The 21,586-nt window shown below is 64.4% G+C and carries 17 protein-coding genes, 2 pseudogenes and 1 riboswitch; of the genes and pseudogenes, 11 read left to right on the forward strand and 8 right to left on the reverse strand.

Features of this window, described 5'->3' with window-relative positions:
• Positions 1–419 precede the first annotated feature (419 nt).
• From MHM97_RS03855 to MHM97_RS03865, 3 genes and pseudogenes are all read left to right on the forward strand, one after another.
• The gene (locus MHM97_RS03855) at positions 420–728 is read left to right on the forward strand and encodes a hypothetical protein (RefSeq protein ID WP_239319649.1); all 309 of its coding nucleotides are present in this window, start codon (positions 420–422) and stop codon (positions 726–728) included.
• A 12-nt stretch (positions 729–740) separates the two neighbouring features.
• Positions 741–1,460: pseudogene (locus MHM97_RS03860) on the forward strand (IS110 family transposase); the annotation flags it as partial.
• 813 nt (positions 1,461–2,273) lie between these two features.
• Positions 2,274–3,020, forward strand: a pseudogene (locus MHM97_RS03865) (transposase); the annotation flags it as partial.
• A gap of 168 nt (positions 3,021–3,188) precedes the next feature.
• Here the strand turns inward: MHM97_RS03865 and MHM97_RS03870 are convergent.
• From MHM97_RS03870 to MHM97_RS03885, 4 genes are all read right to left on the reverse strand, one after another.
• Positions 3,189–4,604, reverse strand: coding sequence for a UdgX family uracil-DNA binding protein (locus tag MHM97_RS03870; RefSeq protein ID WP_239319655.1), 1,416 nt, complete (start codon positions 4,602–4,604; stop codon positions 3,189–3,191).
• Complete coding sequence (locus MHM97_RS03875) at positions 4,601–5,833, reverse strand: putative DNA modification/repair radical SAM protein (RefSeq protein WP_239319657.1); 1,233 nt, start codon at positions 5,831–5,833, stop codon at positions 4,601–4,603. The genes MHM97_RS03870 and MHM97_RS03875 overlap by 4 nt, the downstream gene beginning before the upstream one ends.
• Before the next feature lie 230 nt (positions 5,834–6,063).
• Positions 6,064–7,542 (reverse strand): FAD/NAD(P)-binding protein, encoded by a 1,479-nt coding sequence (locus MHM97_RS03880; protein WP_239319664.1) that lies wholly within the window; start codon positions 7,540–7,542, stop codon positions 6,064–6,066.
• Positions 7,543–7,692: 150 nt separating this feature from the next.
• Positions 7,693–8,856, reverse strand: coding sequence for an S-(hydroxymethyl)glutathione dehydrogenase/class III alcohol dehydrogenase (locus MHM97_RS03885; protein WP_239319667.1), 1,164 nt, complete (start codon positions 8,854–8,856; stop codon positions 7,693–7,695).
• 122 nt (positions 8,857–8,978) lie between these two features.
• Here MHM97_RS03885 and MHM97_RS03890 point away from each other — a divergent pair, with 122 nt between their 5' ends.
• The gene (locus tag MHM97_RS03890) at positions 8,979–10,001 is read left to right on the forward strand and encodes a GlxA family transcriptional regulator (RefSeq protein ID WP_239319669.1); all 1,023 of its coding nucleotides are present in this window, start codon (positions 8,979–8,981) and stop codon (positions 9,999–10,001) included.
• 35 nt (positions 10,002–10,036) lie between these two features.
• Here the strand turns inward: MHM97_RS03890 and MHM97_RS03895 are convergent, their stop codons facing one another.
• From MHM97_RS03895 to MHM97_RS03910, 4 genes are all read right to left on the reverse strand, one after another.
• Entirely contained in the window at positions 10,037–10,684 is a 648-nt protein-coding gene (locus tag MHM97_RS03895) for a DUF1826 domain-containing protein (protein WP_239319671.1), read from the reverse strand.
• A gap of 29 nt (positions 10,685–10,713) precedes the next feature.
• Positions 10,714–11,187: a phosphoribosyl-AMP cyclohydrolase gene (locus MHM97_RS03900; protein WP_239319674.1), complete on the reverse strand. Its 474-nt coding sequence runs from the start codon at positions 11,185–11,187 to the stop codon at positions 10,714–10,716.
• 69 nt (positions 11,188–11,256) lie between these two features.
• Positions 11,257–13,176: a threonine--tRNA ligase gene (gene thrS, locus MHM97_RS03905; RefSeq protein WP_239319677.1), complete on the reverse strand. Its 1,920-nt coding sequence runs from the start codon at positions 13,174–13,176 to the stop codon at positions 11,257–11,259.
• Positions 13,177–13,270: 94 nt separating this feature from the next.
• On the reverse strand, positions 13,271–14,422 hold the full coding sequence (locus MHM97_RS03910; protein WP_239319680.1) for a CobW family GTP-binding protein: 1,152 nt from the start codon (positions 14,420–14,422) through the stop codon (positions 13,271–13,273).
• 84 nt (positions 14,423–14,506) lie between these two features.
• Here MHM97_RS03910 and hisI point away from each other — a divergent pair, with 84 nt between their 5' ends.
• The 7 genes from hisI (at position 14,507) to MHM97_RS03945 (ending at position 21,570) form a co-directional block, all read left to right on the forward strand.
• On the forward strand, positions 14,507–14,980 hold the full coding sequence (gene hisI, locus MHM97_RS03915) for a phosphoribosyl-AMP cyclohydrolase (RefSeq protein WP_239319682.1): 474 nt from the start codon (positions 14,507–14,509) through the stop codon (positions 14,978–14,980).
• A 96-nt stretch (positions 14,981–15,076) separates the two neighbouring features.
• Positions 15,077–15,286: riboswitch (cobalamin riboswitch) on the forward strand.
• A gap of 160 nt (positions 15,287–15,446) precedes the next feature.
• Positions 15,447–17,348 (forward strand): TonB-dependent receptor plug domain-containing protein, encoded by a 1,902-nt coding sequence (locus tag MHM97_RS03920; protein WP_239319686.1) that lies wholly within the window; start codon positions 15,447–15,449, stop codon positions 17,346–17,348.
• Between the two features lie 3 nt (positions 17,349–17,351).
• Complete coding sequence (locus tag MHM97_RS03925) at positions 17,352–18,188, forward strand: ABC transporter substrate-binding protein (protein WP_239319689.1); 837 nt, start codon at positions 17,352–17,354, stop codon at positions 18,186–18,188.
• Positions 18,185–19,168, forward strand: a complete 984-nt coding sequence (locus MHM97_RS03930) for a FecCD family ABC transporter permease (RefSeq protein ID WP_239319691.1) — start codon at positions 18,185–18,187, stop codon at positions 19,166–19,168. The genes MHM97_RS03925 and MHM97_RS03930 overlap by 4 nt, the downstream gene beginning before the upstream one ends.
• Positions 19,165–19,920, forward strand: coding sequence for an ABC transporter ATP-binding protein (locus MHM97_RS03935; RefSeq protein ID WP_239319693.1), 756 nt, complete (start codon positions 19,165–19,167; stop codon positions 19,918–19,920). The genes MHM97_RS03930 and MHM97_RS03935 overlap by 4 nt, the downstream gene beginning before the upstream one ends.
• Positions 19,920–20,576 carry an adenosylcobinamide amidohydrolase gene (locus MHM97_RS03940; protein WP_239319696.1) on the forward strand — a complete coding sequence of 219 codons (657 nt, stop codon included), beginning with the start codon at positions 19,920–19,922 and terminating at the stop codon, positions 20,574–20,576. Before MHM97_RS03935 ends, MHM97_RS03940 begins: the two co-directional genes overlap by 1 nt.
• Positions 20,569–21,570, forward strand: a complete 1,002-nt coding sequence (locus tag MHM97_RS03945) for a DUF6925 family protein (protein WP_239319698.1) — start codon at positions 20,569–20,571, stop codon at positions 21,568–21,570. The genes MHM97_RS03940 and MHM97_RS03945 overlap by 8 nt, the downstream gene beginning before the upstream one ends.
• Positions 21,571–21,586: the final 16 nt, after the last annotated feature.

The following is a 21,586-nucleotide window of genomic DNA, read 5'->3' on the forward strand; positions in this document are numbered from 1 at the left end:
TCTTCCTAGTGCGCCTGCGGCATGGATCGCCCACCATGCCTCTAAATCCCACTACTTTGCAAAGGGTGCTTTCTGCGCTTTCCTGTCATTCGACCAGGAAGCAGCATTTGGTACAGTGGGACTCTGCATCCCCGTCTTTTCGATCCGCATGAATGGCAGCTGTCGTATTGAGTCAGGAATGCTTGACGTTTGGGTCAGAATTGCATGAGGCGGCCGTTCCGTTCCCTTGGGTTTTGGCCGTGGATTGGGTCAAAGGTGTTCGACGTTCCACACAAATTGTTGAAAGCCAGACGAAATTGACCACCTAGGCGTCATAAACTGACCCAATCCACATGATGTGATTGCAGCGGTCGCTCTCCGGAGGCGAACGAGGTCCGGTGTGTCGACCTCATGGAAAATTGCCGTGAGGAGAACGACCTATGAAACATTATGCCGGTTTGGGCGTGTCGCTGAACGAGATTTCGATCTGCGTCGTGGATGAGGATGGCAGGACGGTCGCGCGGGGAACATGCCCTGCTGACCCTGAAGGCGTTGCGGGCTGTTTTCGCAACCGCGATCTCAAGCCCCGCCGGATCGTGCACCAGAGCGGGATGCTATGGATCTGGCTGCAACGCGGGATGGCCCGGCTGGGATTGCCCGCAACCTGCATTGATGCCCGCAAGGCGCACAAGAGCCTCTCGGCGCGGCCGAACAAGTCAGACGCCGCCGATGCTGAGGGGCTGGCGTAGCTCGCGCGAACCGGTTGGTTCACTGCGGTGCACATCCGAAGCGAAGAGGAGTATCAGCTGCGCAATCTGGTTGGAGCCAGCGAGCGTTTGATCCGCCTGCGCAAAGATCTTGAAGGTCACATCAGGGGCGTGCTGAAGACCTTCGGCATCCGCATGACGGGCATTCGCCAGGGACAGCAAAGGCAAGCGTTCCGGGACCAGCTGGCCGCGGCCGGCGAGACCGATCCGGTTCTCCGAGTTATTGCGGATGGCTTCATCGCCGCCCATACCACGTTGTGCCAGGCGGTGGAGGATCTCGACAAAGCGGTGAGGAGAAAAGCCAAATCCCATCCTGTGGCACGTCGTCTGATGTCGATCCCAGGGGGCGGGCCGGTTAACGCGCTCAGCTTCATCGCGCTGGTCGATGATCCGGGCCGGTTCAACCGGGCCTCCGACGTCGGTGCGTTTCTCGGGCTCACGCCGAAGCGGCATCAATCCGGCGAGGTGGATTGGACAGGGCGCGTGTCGAAATGCGGTGACGGCGCTATGCGCGGCTCGCTGTTTGAGGCGGCATCTTGCCTGATCCGCCAGGTCAAACGGTTCTCGCCACTCAAGAGCTGGGCCGTGCGACTGGCCGGACGGCGCGGGTTCCGCAAGGCGGCGGTCTCGACCGCCCGCAAGCTCGCCGTTCTGATGCTGACGCTTTGGAAAAACGAAACCGAGTATCTATCGACGAAGGAGGCCACCACCTGATCTGAGTTGCCGACCCCGCGGCGGGGAGCGAAGTCCCAACGGGACGGAGGTAGATCGATCTCGTAAAAACGGTTGGGATGCAGGCTCACCTGCTCACCCTGCAATCCACATTGGAGACGATCCACCACCGAACACCATCGTGAGGCGCGTGAGCCGCTACCTCGAAGAGAACCATGACTCCGGACGGACAGATCGCTCGCCGTTTGACAATGTCGCAATCAGAGAGTTGTTTTTGCCGTGTGGCTTGTTGCGTTGGTCTGACCTTCCATTCGGAAAATCAGGGCTGATTTGCAGGTTCAGACTTTGATTTCGCCTGTTCCTGCTGATCTGCCCCAGGTTTCAAAAGGCGGGCGAACGCGGGAGGGGGCGAGGCCATGCTATTCGACTGGGTTGGCGCAGCCGGGGACGGCCCGGTCTAATAGAATTGCCCGAGGGGGAGGGTAGCACCCTCTCCCTGACGGCCAGGGGCGTTTGGCTCGTCCAAATCCCACTGGCCCAAAAACAGAAGCAGCGGGGTCATCAGCTCCGCCTCCGTGTTGCGGTCATTCAATTTTGAAAACTGAGTTCACAGGTTGCAGAACCTTCCTGCCGTTGACTGCGACATCCTGACTATCTTCTTTCCTGCCCAACTCGGGAATAACTCGGGGTCGCCGAACGTTTCGGCTACAACGCGGGTCTGCGGCTGACCTAACATCGGAAGCACGACCGTTTTACCAAAATAGAAATTCTCATCAATCAAGCGAATGCCTAGCAGTATGCTGAAGAAGTCGGTTCTCGACGCAGCTTTGGGAACATGACTCTCCCTCTGCACGACTGTGGCGGGGGGGGGGTGATGCGCGGGACGAAGCGAGCGGGTCGTTATTCAGCTATGCCGATCTTGAAGAGCGCATCCCTGCACGGCACCCGTTGCGAAAGATCAGGCAGGTGGTCAACGACGCGCTGGCCAGTCTGGATGCCGATTTCGAGGCGGGCTACACTGATTTCGGTCGCCCCTCGATCCCGCCGGAACGGCTGATCCGGGCCAGCCTGATTCAAATCCTGTTCTCAATTCGCTCCGAGTGGCCGTTGATGGAACAGATGCAGTATAATCTGCTGGTCCGCTGGTTCGTGGGCCTCGGGATCGACGATCCGGTATGAGGGCCGACGGCGGTCACCAAGAACCGCCACCGGCTGCTGACAGCCGATATATCGCGCAATGTGATGGCGGCCATTCTGGCGCATCGAGAGGTCGCGCCACTCCTGTCGGACGACCACTTCTCGGTCGATGGCACGCTCGTAAAGGCTTGGGCGTCGATAAAGAGTTTCGAGCCAAAGTCGGCGGGCACGCCGCCCGGCGATGATAGGCCGGATGACCCGCCCGCTACATCCATTGGCCCTGCCGCACACCCCGCCCAGACCGAACCCGAAACCGCTCCAATGCCTCGCTACAGCCGCCGTACCCGAAATCCCGAGATCAACTCCAAGGGCGAGAAGCGTTCGAATGCGACCCATGCTTCGGCCACCGACCCGGACGCACGGCTCTATAAGAAATCCCCTGGCACAGGTGCGGTTACGCTTTATCCTGACGCTCGCAGCCGGAAATCTCGCCCGGCTGCCCCGGTTGCTGGCGGATGGAGGCTCGAGGGGGGAACCAGGCCTGCTTCCAGCCACCCAATCCGGAAGACCGATGAGAGAACTCATTCCACCACGGAGAACAGCTGCCTCTGGCCTGACTAATTCAGCGAACTGTTAAAGACTTGCCGCACTTCTAACGCCCTGCGCGGCCATTCGTTCCTTCGCAAGTCCCGCAGCGCGGCTCAGATCGGCGGCCAGTTCGGCGCGCATCTCCTCGCCACGCGATCGTGCGCGCAGGATCGCTGCGGGATGCCAAGTGATGAGGACGTCACCGCCTCGGATCGCCGGTTCCAGCGTGCCACGACGCGATGTCAGCGCCGCGCGACGCCCGGTCAGCGCAAATGCGGCGCTCGCGCCGAGAGCGACGGTAAGCCGGGGCCGGATCAGCCGTCGTTCCTGGTCCAGCCACCAGCGGCAATGGTCTATCTCGCCGCGCGTCGGGCTTTGGTGCAGCCGTTGCTTGCCACGCTGCCTAAACTTAAAATGTTTCACGGCGTTGGTCAGATAAGAGGGCGGGCATCCCGCCTCTGCCATCGCGGCGTGCAACAGCTGGCCAGCCGGGCCGACAAAAGGCCGGGCTTGCTGGTCCTCGTGATCGCCGGGTGCTTCGCCGACGATCATAAGGGGCGCGTCGGCGGGCCCTTCACCCCAGACCATCCGTCGCGGAGCGCAAAGGTCACAGCGCGAACAAGTCTCCGCCGCCGCACGCGCCTGATCGAGCGTGGCAGGCATTGCTGCGATCCGCGCCGCGCGTTTCGGCGGCTCTGTTGGCAGCGCGTCCCGCATCCGCTGCACGCGCGCTTCAGCGTCTTGCAGCATGGCCGGGATTGCGCGGGTCTCGGGGAGGTTCTTCCAGTACTTTACCGGCATTTCGGATTTCATCGCCCCGACCTTCACCCGCGCCGGGTTGAATATATGGGTGAAATAGGTGGTCCAAAGCGCTTCTGATGCGTCCTCCGGCAGGTCCGGGCGCGGCCCCGGCAGATCAAAATCAAGCTGGCCGTCCGAAAACCGCGCGGTACCGAACGGCGTCGCAATCAGCCAGTCCATATCGGCGAAGCGGCGCGCGAAGAAAGGAGTAGCGGCCTCCACAATGCGGTGGTCCGGCTCGAACCACGCGGCAAAGCGGCGGCGCGCGCCGTCCGTGGGCAATTCGCGAAACCGGACGAAGGCGTGCATCTTGTGAATGTCGCGTCCCACGGGTTTTGCCAGCCGGTCAAGACGACGGGTCAGAGGGTCGGCGGGGTTTCCAAGTGCGCGCCGGTCAAGTTGATGCCGCCAAAGCGCCTGATACAGCAGGGCGGGTGCCTCGGGGTCGGTATGGCAGATGACGCTGCCTGACAGCTGAACAAAGCTCTTGGGCACACGCAGATCGCGCGGGCCGTCCGCAGCGGGAATAGGGTCGCCGCCAAAGAGCGTGCCGCCCTGCCAGTCAACCTCCTCCGGCGCAATCCCGTGGCTGGCGAGACGCCGCGCGGCCTCACGCCACGCCTTTGCGCGCCCCAGAACGGGCAGATCGACCTGGATCATGCGAACAGGCTGAGTTGCTCGGGCGGTGGCGCATAGCGTGCGCGCAGTCCGGCGCTGTCGGTCAAAGCGCCGGGCGACCAGTCGGGCAGCGTGATGAACGGCTCGGCCTGTTTCACCCGCGCGCCGATGCGGATCAGATCCGCGTAGCGCAGCGGCCCGGAACGCCGCGCGGCAAGGATGCGTTGCACGGTGCGTGTCCCAAACCCCGGAACGCGCAGCAACAATTCGCGCGGCGCGCGGGCCACATCCACGGGAAACTGTGCGCGATGCGCCAGCGCCCAGGCGAGCTTTGGGTCGATCTCCAGATCCAGATTACCGCCCTTGGTAGAGGATGTGATCTCCGCCGCATCAAATCCGTAAAATCGCATCAGCCAATCGGCCTGATAGAGCCGGTGTTCCCGGATCAATGGCGGCCGGATCAGCGGCAGCATTGCAGAGCTGTCGGGGATCGGAGAAAAGGCAGAATAATAGACCCGCTTCAACTTGTAGCCCTGATAAAGCCGTGTGGACGTGCCCAGAATATCGCGGTCCGACGTGCCATCGGCCCCGACGATCATCTGGGTCGACTGCCCGGCGGGGGCAAAGCGCGCCGGGCGCTTGCCGCGATGGCTGGCCACTTTGCTGGCCGCGCGTGTTTCACGCACGTGGCTCATGGCGGCGCGGATGCCTTTGGGCTGTTTCTGTGGCGCAAGCCTGGCGACGCTGTCGTCTTTGGGAAGTTCCACGTTGATCGACAGGCGATCGGCATAGCGTCCGGCCTCGGTGATCAACTCGGGCGACGCCTCGGGTATCGTCTTGAGGTGGATGTAGCCCTTAAAGCCATGCGCCTTGCGCAGCACTCGCGCGATGCGGACCATATCCGCCATTGTGTCGTCCGGGCTGCGAATGATGCCCGACGACAGAAACAGCCCCTCGATGTAATTGCGCCGATAAAATTCCAACGTCAGCGTCACGACCTCTTCGGGGGTGAAACGCGCCCGTTCCACCCTGCTCGAGACGCGGTTGACGCAATAAACGCAGTCGTAGATGCAGAAATTGGTCATCAGGATCTTCAGCAGGCTGATGCAGCGCCCATCGGGCGTGTAGGCGTGGCAGATCCCGCTGCCCCCGGCACTGCCGACCCCGCCGGCGCGGGAATCCCGCCGCGTGGTCCCGGAACTCGCGCAGGAGGCATCGTATTTGGCAGCATCCGACAGGATTGCGAGCTTATCTTGGAGTGTGCGCTTCATGAGAACATATGTAGAACGCAAGTGCGCGCCGTGCAAGGTTTGTAGCTGCCAGCTGAGCAGATCGGTGTTGTTTGAGCCTGTGATCGACACCTGCACTGGCTCTTCAGGATCGTCCTCGGCGTTGAGGTCGTCGTCGATCTTTGACCAGCCCTCTCTGGGCGCTGGTCCGCATCAGGCTCGGTTTGCCGTGCTTTGATGTTCTGTGGCTGCTTATCTTGAGCCGTGGAGGTTCAAACCCCGTCTGAGCCACCGAAAGATTGTCTGGCCCATTCCGCCGTCACATCGCCAAAACAGTCGAGGAGCGAATCCGTTGCCCACCTCTGACCTTCGGTCGTACGGCCGAGCACGCAGAGCCCGGCCGTCATCGGTTTCAACCCGCAGTCGACCGTTAGGTGTCCCGCGCGGATCAGGCCGCTCACCAGGGGATCGGTGAGAGCGTCGGGCGAGGGGCCGGGAAGAACGCAATCGATCATCGCATCGGCAAGGATCTTGTCATCCAGCCGCCACCCACCACGCTCCAGTAAGATCGCCGGGTCCGCTGCTACGGTCAGGCGGACCAGGCCCGTGTTGATCAGGGCCCGAAGCAGGCGGGCGCTGCGCACGGGCGGGCCGTAGGAATAGCGCTTGAGCCCGTTTTCAAAAGCGACCAGCGCGGAGCGGGTCTCGCAACTGCCGCCGCACGCCGCGAACGGACCCCGCACATCCTGTTGCAGTTTTCGCCAAATCTGCCCGACCGCATAACCGACTGAGGGCGCGCGCTGTCCGTCCGCCATCGCAAGCCCGTTGTCGAGCGCAGACACCGGGTCATCGCCTTCTTGCGTACCGGGCGCGTCGCGCTCCGCGGCGAGCCAGGGCTCGGGGTCTGTGCTGGTGATGCGCGCGACGATCGGCGCCATGGCGTCGGTCAGGCACCGGACCGCGGCGTCCGGCGAAAGCGTCAGTGCCCGCGTCACCGCGCTGATCACCGCGCGTCGCTCGGTTGGGAGCGGATCAAAGAGGGCGTCGATATCGGCATTGGCCGGCTTCGGCATCGGTGGCTTCCCGTCAAGCGAGAACGGCACGATCAGATCCGGTTCCCGCCCCGACGCGCGATAGCTGTCGCCATCCATCCTGCCGCCTTGACCAAGCGTGAGCAGGGCGATCACATCCAGCGCCGAGAGTGCAAGCCCACGCAGCGCCGCGACCCGCCCACGCCAATCCACGGAGCGGATCGCCGTTGTCGGGTAGGCGTCGATAAAGGTCAGCTTTTGCGCTGCGGCATGTGCGCTCCAGCGGGCGGCCTGCGCATCTTGCGTCACCGGGGGCTGGCCTTGAGTCAGAAGAAGGTTGTCAAACGGCCCCCGGCCATCGACGATCCAGCCGCGATCATAATGCGCCGACACGGCGGTGGCGGGGACATGTTCGACGTGGGGTTGCAGTCTCTGCCAGCGCTCTGTCAGGTAGCGGCCTACTTCAGCCCTCGGCGGGTAGGCCTCGGGCGCGCCTCCCAGCCAGTCGGCAAAGCGCGGCGCACCAAGATCAAGCTCGCGAACCGGCAGGTTCAACAGGCACTCGGGCGCTTCGTCCGGACGAAAGTTTGGTCCGACGCCGGGGTAGGGGCCTGGTTCAAAGATGCAGATGTGCAGGTCAGGAGCAACCGCCAGCGCCGCCTCGGCGGCGGCCAGCCCTCTGGGGCCGAACCCGATGATTGCTAGCTTTTTCACTGACACGAGAGGCGGCGTAGCTTAGCCGCAGTGGAAAGTAAAGCACGCGGCGCGCTGGACTTGCCTCGAAAAATCGACGGGGTGGGCAGAGCGTAGGTTTTGAGCCGGTGTAGGCCCGCCATGGTGGTGGCGGGCCGTTGCCAATCGGTGACAGGCTCAGGTCGGGACGATGATCCCGGGCAGGTCGTTGACCAGCATGGTGTCGGACGGCTGGAAATGGATCACGGACCGGATCGACTTTCCTGCGTGCAACAGGTCAAAGGCCGTGTTGATCTGGTCGTGCGTCATGTTGTGGGTGATGTAGGGATCGACGTCAAAGTCCCCCCGCAGCCATTCATCCACCATGCCCGGCAGCTGGCTGCGCCCCAGCACGCCGCCAAAGGCCGATCCGCGCCAGACCCGTCCGGTCACCAGTTGGAAGGGGCGCGTGGCGATCTCTTCACCGGCACCCGCAACACCGATGACCGTGCATTCGCCCCAGCCCTTGTGGCAGCACTCCAGGGCCGCGCGCATGACATTGACGTTGCCGATGCACTCGAAGGAGTAGTCGACGCCGCCGCCCGTTATCTCGACGATCACGTCCTGAATGGGCTGGGTGAAATCCGCCGGGTTTATGCAGTCATGCGCACCGAGGCTGCGGGCCAGCTCGAACTTGTTCGGGTTTGTGTCGATGCCGATGATGCAAGAGGCACCTTGCATTTTAGCGCCCTGGATGACGGCCATCCCGACCGCCCCGAGACCAAAGACCGCAACCGTTGCCCCGGCTTCGACCTTGGCCGTGTTGCGCACCGCGCCCATGCCGGTGGGAATGGCGCAGCCCATAACGGAGGCTTTGGCCAGCGGGGCTTCCTTTGAGATCCTGGCCACCGCGATTTCCGGCAGGACCGTGTATTCGCTGAAGGTGGATGTGCCCATGTAGTGATGGATCATCTTGCCCTTGTAGCTAAACCGCGAGGTGCCGTCGGGCATCACGCCCTGGCCTTGGGTCTTGCGGATGGTCTGGCAAAGGTTGGTCTTACCCGACTTGATATAGGGGCAGTTCGGATCCTCGGGCGTATAGAGCGGGATGACATGGTCGCCGGGCTTGAGCGAGGTCACGCCCTTGCCCAGTTCCTCGACGATGCCGACGGCCTCATGGCCCAGAACGGCCGGGAACAGGCCTTCGGGATCCGCGCCGGAGAGGGTGAACATATCGGTATGGCACAGGCTGGTTGTGACGATGCGGATAAGGACCTCGCCCTCCTTTGGCCCCTCGAGATCGATCTCTTCGATTTCAAGCGGACGGTTGGGTTCCCAGGCGATGGCGGCACGGGTTTTCATGGCATTTCCCTCTGTTGTGGAGTGGTTGCCTGATGTTACATTATCACATTGTGAGGGCGAGGCGTTCGACCCCTCGGATCTGGCCAATCAACGGGCCGTATCGGCCACAACAGGGATCAGACATGTCTGCAAATCAGCACCTTGCCCCGAGGATGGACCAGCGGCGGCACGTCGCCTTGGTGATTTATCCGGGCTTCAAGACATTGGAGGCGACGGGGCCGCTCAGTGTTCTGGGCTATGCCACGCGGCATCTGGCCGAGGCGGGGCATGCCGGGGGCTATGACGTCACCATCGCAGCGCCCGAAGTGGGTCACATCCCCTCGGATACGGCAATGTCGCTGGAGGCAACGGTCGCCCTGAAGGAGCTCGGCGCGCCGGAAACGGTCCTGATCGCCGGCGCCGCCCGGATCGAGGAGGTGCTCTCTGGACAACACGCGCTGGTGGACTGGTGTCGCGAGAACGGACCGCGGGTTCGGCGCTGCGCCGCGCTTTGTACCGGGTCGTTCTTTCTGGCGGAGGCTGGTCTGCTGGAAGGGCAGCGCGCGGCGACACATTGGAATTACGCCGAACGGCTGCGCCAGCGCTATCCGGAGATTGATGTGGATGCCGATGCGATCTTTGTGCAGGCGGGCCGTTTCTGGACCTCTGCGGGGGTCACGGCGGCGATCGACCTGACGCTGGCCTTTGTCGAACAGGATTACGGTCGTGACGTAGCGCTCGGGGTGGCGCGCGACATGGTGATGTACCTCAAGCGCCCCGGTGGGCAATCACAATTCAGCACCTTGCTGACGGGGCAGATGGCGGGCGCAACCAGCATGACCAAGGTGCTGACCTGGATGAGCGACCGGCTGGATCAACCGCTGAGCCTGAGTGACATCGCCGCCGCGCATGGGATGAGCGTGCGCAGCCTGACCCGCGCCTTCACGGCCGAGTTTGCAGTCGCGCCGATGGCCATGCTCGAAGCGCTGCGATGTGACCGGGCCAAGGCGTTGCTGCTCGATACGGACCTGCCACTAAAGACCCTAGCCTATCGCGCCGGGTTTCAGTCGGACGAGCAAATGCGCAAGGCCTTTCGCCGCCGCTTTTCCCTGTCGCCGCGCGACTACCGGGCGCGGTTTGCGACCTCCGGCGCACCGCCTGGCTAGCGCCCCGCAGTACGAACCCCCGGGGCGCGTTGCGATCAGTGCTTGTAGGCCGCCGCCGCTTCTTCTGCTGGATCGTCGATCGGGTCGAGCACCAGCAGCAGCCGTGTTTCACCGGTGCCCGCGATGGGCGGCGAGCGGTGCAGCACCCCCGAGACCGGTGTTTCCGGCCACCGCGTGCCACGCAGGATGATCGGCGCGCCCGTGGGGACGGTCAGGATCTGCGCGGGGTCGTGGCCATTTTCGGACAGACCATACTGCGTTCCGGTGCCGCGATAGGTGCAGACCAGACGGGCCTTTACGGCATCGATATGAAACTTGCGACACGCATTGGTGTCGACGACGTCAAAGCGCAGCCGGACGTAGGCACTGTCCATGACTTTGGCAAAAATCGACGCCAGTGCCGAGGCATCTTCGATCAGCATGTTGCGCTCCTCACATGTCGGCGTACCGCATTGAACGGCAATATTGATCAGCGCGTCACAGACCGCATCCGGCCGCAGGATCAGCCGCGCCTTTGGCAACTGCTCGGGCGGCAGCGCATCGATCCAGCGCTGGAACCGTGGCAGCGGATCGCGCTGCCAGATCGTCGCCGCGCAGGCGGGCTGGTGAATGGCCGTCAGACCGCTTGGTGTGGTGACCGATGTCGTGCAGTTGTCGAGCGCGGGGTGCGTGTCGAGGATCATCTGGCGAACTCCTGTTTCAGGCTGTGACGTTAGGGCTGGTAGGGCAGGGAGGAATGGTGCAGGACGATGCGCAGGGTGCCTGTTTCGTCCTTCTTGTAGCCAAAGCTCTTGTCCACCGTGGTGACGGTGCCGTCCTTGTTGGTCAGCTTGACCCAGCCCATCCACATGGCGACATCGCCCTGGATGAAGCGGGCCGAGGGGATGCTCGCCATGGCGCGCCAGCCCATGATCGCAAACCCATTGTCGAGGGGGTAGTCATCGGAATGGCCGCAGAAATAGGCCAAGGCTCCGGCTTTGGTCGGGCGAAAGGTCTGCGCGCCGCTGGCCATGGTCGGTTCGAACAACACGGGCCCGAGGTCATAGCCGTAGTAAGCGTCGATATTGGCAGAGGCGACCGCGCGGGCCGCGTCTATGCCGCCATCCTCAAAGGCCTTCGAGATGGCGATTTTCCCATTGCCCCAGATGGTCAGGGCGTTCTGGATGTCGTCTTCGGTGATCTGCAAGGAACAGTCCTTTGTTTGATGGGGTCACGAGGGGCCGGTAGCCCCTTCTGGCAGAGCGAGGATGGGGCTTTACGCGCCGCGGGGCGGACGCGCCTCTGTCACCAGCAGGCGGACCGCCTCTTCGAGGGTCAGTGTCTCGGTCTTGTCGGTTCCGTGTCGCCGGATGGTCACGCTGCGCGCGTCGGCCTCGCGCCCGCCGAGTGCGATCTGGACGGGGATCTTTTGCAGCGCGTGTTCGCGCACTTTGTAGCCGATCTTCTCATTGCGCAGATCGGTCTCGACCCTGAGCCCCGCCGCCTTCAGCGCCTGTGCAACCTCGGAGGCCCAGTCATCGGCGGCCTCGGTCACCGTGGCGACAACCACCTGCACCGGCGCCAGCCACAGCGGCAAATGCCCGGCGTGGTGTTCGATCAGAATGCCGGTGAACCGCTCCAGCGAGCCAAACAGCGCGCGGTGCAGCATCACCGGTGCCAGCTTGTCGCCCGACGGGGCCACATAGGTGGTGCCGAACCGTTCCGGCAGGTTGAAATCCACCTGAAGCGTGCCGCATTGCCAGTCCCGTCCGATGGCGTCGCGCAGGACATATTCCAGCTTTGGCCCGTAGAACGCGCCTTCGCCTTCAAAGATCGTATAGGGATGACCGGCCTGATCCAGCGCCTGACGCAGCGCATCCTCGGAGCGGTCCCAGCTTTCATCGCTGCCGATGCGGTTCTCCGGGCGGGTCGAGAGCTTGATGCGTACATCGTCAAAACCAAAGTCGCGATAGATCGACATCACCAGGCCGTTGACCTTCAGGCATTCCTCGGTCAGCTGCTCCGGCGTGCAATAGATATGGGCGTCATCCTGGGTGAAGCTGCGCACGCGCAAAAGCCCGTGCAAGGCACCTGATGGCTCATAGCGATGCACCTTGCCAAATTCGGCGATCTTCAGCGGCAGGTCGCGATAGCTCTTGGTGCCTTGCCCGTAGATCAGCATATGGCCGGGGCAGTTCATCGGTTTCAGCGCATAGTCGCGATCGTCCTCGGTCTTGGCGAGAAACATGTTCTGGCGGTAGTTCTGCCAATGGCCCGAGGTCTCCCACAGGGCGCGGTCCATGATGTCGGGAGAGTTGACCTCGATATAGCCCGCCTCTTCCTGACGCGCGCGCATGTAGCCGATCAGCGTCTGGAACAGGCGCCAGCCCTTTGCATGCCAGAAGACAGACCCGGGCGCGACCTCCTCAAAGTGGAACAGGTTCATCTCGCGCCCCAGTCGACGATGATCGCGTTTCTCGGCCTCGGCCATCATCGTCATATGCGCATCGAGTGCGGCTTTGTCGGCAAAGGCGACGCCATAGATGCGGCTGAGCATCGGGTTGTTGCTGTCGCCACGCCAATAGGCGCCCGCCACCCGGGTCAGTTTGAACGCGCTGCCGACATCCGCGGTGCTGCGCATATGCGGCCCCCGGCAGAGGTCGAGCCAGTCCCCCTGGCGATAGATCGTGACGGTCTCGCCCTCGGGGATCGCATCAAGCAATGCGAGCTTGTACCCTTCGCCGGCGGTCTCAAAATGCTGTCGGGCTTCTTCGCGGGTCCATTCCTCGCGGGTGAAGGGGGTCCTGGCGGCGATGATCTGGCGCATCTTTTTCTCGATCACCGGTAGATCCTCGGGGGTGAACGGCGTGTCCCGCTCGAAATCATAGTAGAACCCGTGTTCGATGGCCGGCCCGATGGCGGTCCTAGTGCCGGGCCACAGCGCCTGAACCGCTTCGGCCAACACATGCGCAAGGTCGTGGCGGATCAGTTCCAGCGCCCGCGGGTCATCCCGCGTCACCAGCTCCACCGCGGCGCCGTCGGGCAGGGGACGGGACAGATCCGTGACCTCTCCGTCAACAACCGCAGCGACCGTGCGCTTGGCAAGGCTCGGGCTGATGGCGGCGGCAAGATCGGCGGCGGTGCTGGCAGGCTGAAGCGCGCGGCTTGCGCCATCGGGCAGGCGAATATGGATCATTTCGGGGTCTTTCTGTCAGGGAGGAGAGGCACCGGGCAGCAGGCCACAGGCGCTGCGGCGGTTTCTCTGCTGTGGTGGCAACAGCCGGCATGGCTCAGAACGGCAATTCAAGGGTGTCGACCATCATGCCGCCGGGCAGGTCCGGCGGTGCGATCTCGGCCTTTGGTTTCATCAGGAGCATGTCGAGGCTGGCCTTTAGGTCGGCCTCTTCCACGTCGCGCGCGATGACAACGACGCGGCTGGTGGTCTCCGTGCCCGACCAGCTTTTAAGCGGCACAGGGGCATCAAAAATATGCTGCACCCCATGAAAGACAAACGGGTATTGCAAGCCCTCGACGTGCAGGATGCCTTTCATACGCAGGATGTTCTGTCCCTTAAGTGCAATCAGCGAGTCCAGCCAGAAATCAAAGACATTTGCGGCAATGGGATCTGTCACTGCGATCGAGGCGGAGGTGATCCGATGGTCATGAGTGGCGAGCGCCGATGCGCCGAAGGCCAGCGGGGCCGGGGGCGTTTCCGCGGCGGCAAAGCCGGAGACCCCAGCCAGCGGATCGGGCTGTGCGATCTCTTGCAACAGTCCCAGCCAGCGATCCACCTCCGGCGCGGCCACGCCCTCGCGCAGGGCGGAGAGGCCAAACAATGTGCCCACCGGCACGCGCCCATGGTCAGCCCGGACACGCGGGGCGGTGGCGTTCAGACCCTCCAGGCGTTTTTCGAGCCGGGACTGGTCGAACCCGTCGATCAGATCCGCCTTCGACAGGATTAGCGTATCGGCCATGGCGACCTGCTGCACCGCCTCGAACTGCCGATCGAGGGTGCCCATGCCCGTCGCCGCATCCACCAGGGTCACCACCCCATCCAGCCGGAAGGCCTGCGCAATCTGGTAATCGGTCGTCAGCGTATGCACGATCGGTGCCGGATCGGCGATGCCGCTGGTTTCAATCACCACCCGATCAAATTGCACCTGACCCGCGTCCCGCTTTGCGATCAGGTCCTCGAACGTCTTGGCCAGATCGCCCAGGATCGCACAGCACAGGCAGCCCGATGGCAGCAGGACGGTCTCCTCGGTGGCTTCTTCGATCAGGTCGTGGTCCAGGCCGATATCGCCAAATTCATTCATGATGACGGCAATCCGCCCCGCGTCGGGGTCGCGGATCAGGTGGTTCAACAGCGTGGTTTTCCCGGCCCCCAGAAACCCGGTCAGCAAGGTCACGGGAATGCGTTTGTCCTGCTCGGTCATCACCATGCTGGCCTCTTTACAGTGTGTTGCCTTTCGTTCAGGGGTGTTACGTTATAACACTGCGTTTTACAAGAAGCCGGAGAAGGCGATATGACACAACTGCACTTTCAGCCCCGCACCACCGTGGAACAGGTCGAGGAAAGCACCGACCTTGCGCCCAAATTCGGCGAGGATGGTCTGATGCCCTGCATCACCACGGACGCAACCACGGGCGAGGTGCTGATGCTGGGTTGGATGAATGCCGAGGCCTTTCGCCTGACCATCCAAACCGGCGAGGCGCATTATTTCAGCCGCGCCCGGCAGGTGCTGTGGCACAAGGGGGCGACCTCCGGCCTGGTTCAGACCGTGGTCGAGGCGCGCATCGACGACGATCAGGACGCCCTGTGGCTGCGTGTCGATGTGACCGGCTCCGGCGCATCCTGCCACGTGGGCTATCGGTCCTGTTTCTACCGCGCCGTGCCACATGGCGCAGAGGCCGGGATGCCGCTGACCTTTGTTGAGGCGCGCAAGACCTTCGACCCGGTGGCGGTCTATGGCGATGCGCCGAACCCGACCCAACTCTGACCCTGCGGCGTCGGGGCAGGGCGTTTGTACGCCGCTACCGCGCCCTCACCGTCGCCGCACCGGGCTTTGGCGCTTGACAGGATCACGTCACTTTGCCTAAGCCCGGGTCATTCTGGTCCGGCTGGGAGACCACCCGGTTAAAAGGGAACACGGTGAGGTGTAGCCAACAGGCGCCGAATCCGTGACTGCCCCCGCAACTGTGAGCGGAGAGCAATGCTGCGATATGCCACTGCCCGGAAAGGGTGGGAAGGCGCGGCAAAGCTTCGACCCGCGAGTCAGGAGACCTGCCAGGAGGATCACCCTGTCCGGGTGCGGGGCGCGCCAAGGACAACGGACTTCCGTAGTGGTGGCAGTTCTCACCGTCTGCGGGGGCAAAGCCTTCCAAAGACCCGAAATTTGGACCCGCTGCCCGGTATGGGCGGTGTGCCTGGCGTGTGTATGGCGCGCGGGCTGGGAGGAATGGAATATGGACAAGGCAAGCCTGTCACTGGCCGCCGCGCTGGTGGTCGCCCCCGCAATCGCAACCGCTCAGGAGGGCGGTGTCATCGATCTCGGCGAGATCATCGTCTCCGGCGGCCTGACCCCGATCGAGGCGGACAACTATGGTCGCTCGGTCTCGGTGATCACCGCGCAAGAGCTTGAAACACGCGGAGTTACCACCCTGCAAGATGCCCTGCGCGGGGTTCCCAGCGTGGCGGTGAACTCGACCGGCAGCGGCTTTACCCAAGTGCGGATCCGCGGCGGCGAAGGCAACCACGTGCTGGTGCTGATCGACGGGGTCGAAGCCAATACCGGGTCGGGCGGCGAATATATCCTCAGCGGGCTGACCGTCAGCGATATCGAACGCATCGAAGTCTTGCGCGGCCCGCAATCGGCGCTTTACGGCGCCAATGCCGTCTCTGGCGTGATCTCGATCACCACCAAGCGGGCGGAGAAGCCGGGCACCTCTTATGGCGGCGGGGTTGAATTCGGCTCCAACAGCACCCGTGCTGCCAATGCCTATGTGCGGCAGCGGTTCGAGCGCGGCGAGCTGAACTTCTCCGTCGACACGCGCCAGACCGATGGCGAGGACGGTTCGCGGCTGGATGGCGGCGACACCGAGTTCAACGACCGGGAAACAGTGAACCTGACCGGTCGGTATGAGATTACGGATCAGATCACCACCGGTTTCACCCTGCGGCGCACCTGGCAGCACTACGGCAGCGAGGACACGCTGCCCTTTGGCTCCACGGCGCCGACCTCTGAAGGGTATCTGGTGGAAAGCCCGGCAAACACCGACCGCGACGAAGTGTTCGGCTCGTTGTGGCTGGAAGCCGACAGCGCCTCCGGGCGCAGCAGGCACCGGTTTTCCATCAGCGGCACCGACCAGGAAAACCAGTCCCGGGATGGCGCCTTTGGCCCGTCCTCCAGCGAGTCGACACACCGCGCGTTCAAATACCTGGGCAACTTTGCACTGGACGGGGCGGGGCTGGATCAGTCCGCACACCGCCTGAACCTGCTGCTGGAGGCCGAAGAACAGACATACACGGCGTCTTTCAGCGGCAGCACCGCGTTCGAGCGCAACAGCGAGGCCGTCGCACTGGAGTATCAGGGGGAACTGGCCAATGGTCTTGATGTGCAGGCCGGGCTGCGCCACGACTTTAACGACACCTTCGAGAATGCAACCACCTGGAACCTGTCGGTGTCCTATCAACTGCCCGGACGCGACATCCGCGTGCGCGGTGCCGCCGGGCGGGCCTTTGTGAACCCGACGATGTTCGAGCAATTCGGCTTTGTTCCCGGTTCCTTTGCCGGCAATCCGAACCTGAAGCCGGAGGAAAGCACCAGCTACGAACTGGGTGCGGACTTCGGTCTTGGCGATCGCGGTGAGCTGGCGGTGACACTCTACCGGAATGACGTCGACAATCTGATCCAGGGCTCGGGCATGACAGCTGTCAACATTCCGGGCACCAGCAAGTCGCGCGGGGTTGAGCTGGAAACCTCCTTTGCCGTGCTGGACTGGCTGGATCTGAGCGGCGCCTATTCCTACACGGATGCCGAAACCGCCACCGGTGCGGTGCAGGTGCGCCGGCCAGAGCATGAGCTGCGCCTGTCGGTGGCGGCGCAGGCCTATGCCGGGCGCGGCACGGTCAACCTGGATGTGCGCCACGTCTCCGGCAATCACGGCCGCCAGTTCTTCGCGACCGGCACCCCGACGGCAGAGCTTCCGTCCTTCACTGTCGTGGATCTGGCCACCACCTATGACCTGACGGCCAATGCACAGCTGACCGCGCGTGTGACGAACCTGCTGGATGAAGACTATCAGGAATCCTGGGGGTATTTCGCAAATGGCCGCGAGGTCTTTGTCGGCGTCCGGGCATCGTTCTGATCCATGCGCAGGCTGCCAGGTATAGCCCTGGCCCTTCTGTGGGCCGCCACCGGTGCCTTTGCCGGGCCGTCGCGCGTGGTGTCGATGAACCTGTGTACGGACCAGCTGGCGATGCTGCTTGCGGCGCCGGGCCAGCTGGCGTCGGTCTCCTACGTCGCGCGGGACACCCGCGCCTCGGCCATGGCTGACGTGGCCATGGCGTATCCCGTCAATCACGGTCTGGCCGAAGAGATCTATCTCCTGCAGCCCGATCTGGTGATTGCCGGTGCCTATTCGACCCGGGCCACCACCGATATGCTGCGGCGCCTCGGGGTGCCGGTGGTGGTGTTTGAGCCCGCCAACGCGCTTGAGGATGTGCGCGACCGCATCCTGCGGATGGGAGAGGTTCTGGACCGCGAAGAGGCCGCCCGGGCCCTGCTGGCCGACTACGACAGACGCCTGAAACAACTGGAACACGCCGGGCCGGATGCGCCGCGCGCCGCGCTCTATGCCGCCAATGGGTTTACCTCTGGCAGCCGCACCCTCGCAGGCCAGATCCTGCGGGCAGCGGGGCTGCGCAATGTCGCGGATGAGCTGGGCTTTGGCGGCTCCGGCCACATGCCGCTGGAAGTGCTGGCCCTGTCGGCGCCGGACCTGCTGGTCGCAACATCTCCCTATCCGCGCGCCTCGCGCAGCGAGGAAAATCTGGCGCATCCGGTGGTGCGCCATCTGGCCGCCCGCAGCGGTGCCGGTCAGATCCGCGACGCGGATTGGGTCTGCGGCACCCCGTATGTCTTGCGCGCGGTCGAGGCCCTGGCCGCAGAGCGCCGCCAGTTTGTCGCTCAGGAGGACCGCAAATGACCCGTCTGATGATCGCCCTCAGCGCCATGGTGGTGGTGCTGTTCCTGCTGTCGCTTACGGTGGGACCGGCGGATGTGCGTCCGACCGAGAGCCTGGCGGCGCTGTTTGACGACGGCTATGGCCCGCTGACCCTGGTGATGCGGGAAATCCGGCTGCCGCGCGCCGTGCTGGCGGTGATCATCGGCGGCGGGCTTGGGCTGGCGGGGGCGGCCATGCAGGGCTATCTGCGCAACCCGCTGGCTGAGCCGGGACTGATAGGCGTGTCCTCCTCGGCGGCGCTGGGGGCGGTGCTGGCGATCAATACCGGGTTGGCGGCCAGCCTGACCCTGGGCCTGCCACTGGCGGCGCTTGCCGGGGCTTTGGCGGGGGTGTTTCTGGTGATGGCACTGGCCGGGCCGCAGGGCGGATCGCTGACGCTGATCCTGGCGGGGATCGCGATCTCGGCGATGGCGGCGGCGCTCACGTCGCTGGTGCTGAACCTGTCGCCCAATCCCTTTGCCGCCAATGAGATCGTGTTCTGGATGATGGGCTCGCTTGCGGATCGTTCGATGCTGCATGTCTGGCTGGTGCTGCCCTTTGCACTGACGGGGGCGGCAATCCTGCTGACGCTCGCGCGGGGGCTGGATGCGCTGACCCTGGGCGAGGATGCGGCGCAGACCATGGGGATGAACCTGAACCGGATGCGCCTGCTGCTGGTGATCGGCACCGCCGGTATCGTTGGCGGTGCCACCGCCGTGGCCGGGGCGATCGGCTTCATCGGCCTGGTGGTGCCGCATATTCTGCGCCCTCTGGTGGGCGGCCAACCGTCGCGGCTGTTGTGGGCCTCGGCGCTTGGCGGCGCCATCATGCTGCAACTGGCGGATATTGCCGTGCGGGTCATCCTGCCGTCGCGCGACCTGAAACTGGGCGTGGTCACCGCCCTGGTGGGCGCGCCGCTGTTCCTGCATCTGATCTACAAGACCCGAAAGGGGCTGGCATGAGCGTGCTTTCGGTCCGGACCCTCTCCGTCACCTTGCGCAACCGCCCGGTGCTGCGCGATGTGTCCTTCACCCTCCGGGAGGGGGAATTCGTCGGCCTGCTGGGCCCGAATGGCGCGGGTAAAAGCAGCCTGATGCGCGCGGCGCTGGGGCTGATCCCGGCGCAGGGGCACAGCTCGTTGGCACAGATGAGCGCGGCAGAGCGCGCCCGCACGGTCGCCTGGATGCCGCAATCGCGCGAAATCGCCTGGCCGATCCCGGTGGAGCGGCTGGTGGCATTGGGCCGCCTGCCGCATCTGCCGCAGGGGCTGCGGCTGCCGCCTCGCGATCAGGCGCTGGTGGATCAGGCCATCGCCCGCATGGGGCTGGAGATGTTTCGCCAGCGGGCGGCCTCGCGCCTGTCGGGCGGCGAGCAGGCCCGCGCGCTGATTGCCCGCGCCCTGGCGCAGGACACGCCGCTTCTGATGGCCGATGAACCCGCCGCCGGGCTTGATCCGGCGCATCAGATTTCCACCATGGAGGTCTTTGCCGCCCTCGCCGCCGAAGGGCGCACCGCGCTGGTCGCGCTGCATGACCTGGGGCTGGCCGCGCGCCACTGCACCCGGCTGATCCTGCTGGCCGAGGGGGGCGTCCTGGCCGACGGGCCGCCCGCCGAAGTGCTGACGCCCGACCTCATGGCCCGCGCCTTTGGCATCTCGGTCTGGCATGAGCAGACGGCGCAAGGGCCGGTGTTCCAGCCGCTGCAGGTGCTGTGATGGGATCTGTCACCCTGGACCGCCCCTGGATCGCGTTTGACCTCGGCGCCGAGATGCAGGTGCTGAGCTGGGCTGTGAACCGCCCCGGCCTTGTCACCGCCCGCCGCATCCTGTGGCGCGAAGTCCGCAACAGCGACCTGCCGCCGGGTCTGGATGTCACCGCGTGGTTTGCGGGTGAACTGGCACAGAGGGGCGGCGAGGACGCCGTGGCCTTCCTGACCTCCCGCGATCTGCGCGCGTATTGCGAGGCCACGGCCACGGTCGAGGGCATCAGTGCCCATGCGGTGGCCACCGTCGGCCTGTCCAACGCCGAACGGGCCGGCAGCCGGATGGACTATGCCAGCCGCAACTGGGGCACCATCAATGTGGCCCTGCGCCTGTCCGAAGGGCTGACCCAGGCCGGGCTGATCGAGGCGATGAGCATCGCGGTCCAGGCCCGCACCGCCGCGGTGATGGAGGCGGGCCTCACCTTGCCAAGCGGAACCGCGACCGGCACCGGCACCGACTGTGTCGCGGTGGCTGCGCCCCTCGGCGACACGCCCTATGCCGGGCTGCACACGGCCACCGGCGAGGCCATCGGCAAGGCCGTCTACCAGGCCGTCCACAGCGGCGCCCTGGACTGGAAAACAACCAACAGGAGGGCAGCAGATGCCTGAGCTTCAACAGGTGCTGAAAGACGCGCTGACGCAAGAAGACTGCGGCTGGAACATGGGGTCGTTTGGCGCCATTGCCGAGTTCCACCACGTCGAGGGCGACCCGGCCCCGCAGGAACACGCCGGGCTGATGCAGGTCACCCCGCGCGGCGGCCTGCGCATCGACACGCTAGAAGGGGTGCGCCCGGTCGCCTATGAAACCCTCAGCCCCAAGCCGCACCGCTGGACGCAGGCGGTGTCGCTGTGCCTGCCGCATGCAGATGCGGCGATGAACCGGCGCGATGTGCTGACCGCGCTCGGCCCGGACCACGACGCGCTGCGCTTTGAGGATCGCGGTGCGCAGCTGTTCGACATGGGGCTGGGCCAGTATCAGGCGGATTTCTGCATCCGCACTGCCGACCCCGACCTGCTGGCGGTGCTGAATGAAAACGCCGGCCGGTCGCTGTTTGAACAGGACAACCCGGCGATGGGCGCGATCCTGAAGGCACATCCGCATCGGGTACTGCTGACCCGTCTTGGCCGGGTCGAGGTCTATCAGATGATCGGCGGTCCGGACACCGGCGGCAAATCCCCCGAAGGCCCGCACACCCATGTGCTGCCGAAACTTCTGCGTGCCGAACGCACCCATTCTGCCAATACGCCGATCCCCGAAGGTTGGGTGCCCTGTTGCGGTGTGCATCCCGAGAACCCTGTCATTGGCCGTCTGGGCGAGGACAAGCGCTTCAATCGCGCTGCCTTTGACGCCTTTCAGGATCTCCTCGGTGCCTGGGGCGCTGACGCCTATTGCGACGGCAAACAGGCCGTCTGGCAGCACCTGAAGGACGGGACCCCAGCCGGGAAGACCCAAGAGCCCGATACCCGCGAGGGCCGCGCGGGCTGGCGCAACGGTATCCGGCAATGGCGGGTGCTGCATGGGTCAGACCCGTTGACCGAGACCTACGCAGAGCGCTTTGATCGTGGGGCCGAGCAAACCGAACCGGAAAATCCTGGCCACTGATACCTGTCCCGCAGGC

The organism is Epibacterium sp. Ofav1-8 (assembly GCF_022348185.1).
In the GTDB taxonomy this organism is placed as follows: domain Bacteria; phylum Pseudomonadota; class Alphaproteobacteria; order Rhodobacterales; family Rhodobacteraceae; genus Epibacterium.

Bases quoted from the DNA above. Each gene is read 5' to 3' on its own strand.
- MHM97_RS03855 (WP_239319649.1), top strand. From the start codon at position 420: ATGAAACATTATGCCGGTTTGGGCGTGTCGCTGAACGAGATTTCGATC.
- MHM97_RS03870 (WP_239319655.1), bottom strand. From the start codon at position 4,604: ATGATCCAGGTCGATCTGCCCGTTCTGGGGCGCGCAAAGGCGTGGCGT.
- MHM97_RS03875 (WP_239319657.1), bottom strand. From the start codon at position 5,833: ATGAAGCGCACACTCCAAGATAAGCTCGCAATCCTGTCGGATGCTGCC.
- MHM97_RS03885 (WP_239319667.1), bottom strand. From the start codon at position 8,856: ATGAAAACCCGTGCCGCCATCGCCTGGGAACCCAACCGTCCGCTTGAA.
- MHM97_RS03890 (WP_239319669.1), top strand. From the start codon at position 8,979: ATGTCTGCAAATCAGCACCTTGCCCCGAGGATGGACCAGCGGCGGCAC.
- MHM97_RS03895 (WP_239319671.1), bottom strand. From the start codon at position 10,684: ATGATCCTCGACACGCACCCCGCGCTCGACAACTGCACGACATCGGTC.
- thrS (WP_239319677.1), bottom strand. From the start codon at position 13,176: ATGATCCATATTCGCCTGCCCGATGGCGCAAGCCGCGCGCTTCAGCCT.
- MHM97_RS03910 (WP_239319680.1), bottom strand. From the start codon at position 14,422: ATGGTGATGACCGAGCAGGACAAACGCATTCCCGTGACCTTGCTGACC.
- hisI (WP_239319682.1), top strand. From the start codon at position 14,507: ATGACACAACTGCACTTTCAGCCCCGCACCACCGTGGAACAGGTCGAG.
- MHM97_RS03920 (WP_239319686.1), top strand. From the start codon at position 15,447: ATGGACAAGGCAAGCCTGTCACTGGCCGCCGCGCTGGTGGTCGCCCCC.
- MHM97_RS03925 (WP_239319689.1), top strand. From the start codon at position 17,352: ATGCGCAGGCTGCCAGGTATAGCCCTGGCCCTTCTGTGGGCCGCCACC.
- MHM97_RS03930 (WP_239319691.1), top strand. From the start codon at position 18,185: ATGACCCGTCTGATGATCGCCCTCAGCGCCATGGTGGTGGTGCTGTTC.
- MHM97_RS03935 (WP_239319693.1), top strand. From the start codon at position 19,165: ATGAGCGTGCTTTCGGTCCGGACCCTCTCCGTCACCTTGCGCAACCGC.
- MHM97_RS03940 (WP_239319696.1), top strand. From the start codon at position 19,920: ATGGGATCTGTCACCCTGGACCGCCCCTGGATCGCGTTTGACCTCGGC.
- MHM97_RS03945 (WP_239319698.1), top strand. From the start codon at position 20,569: ATGCCTGAGCTTCAACAGGTGCTGAAAGACGCGCTGACGCAAGAAGAC.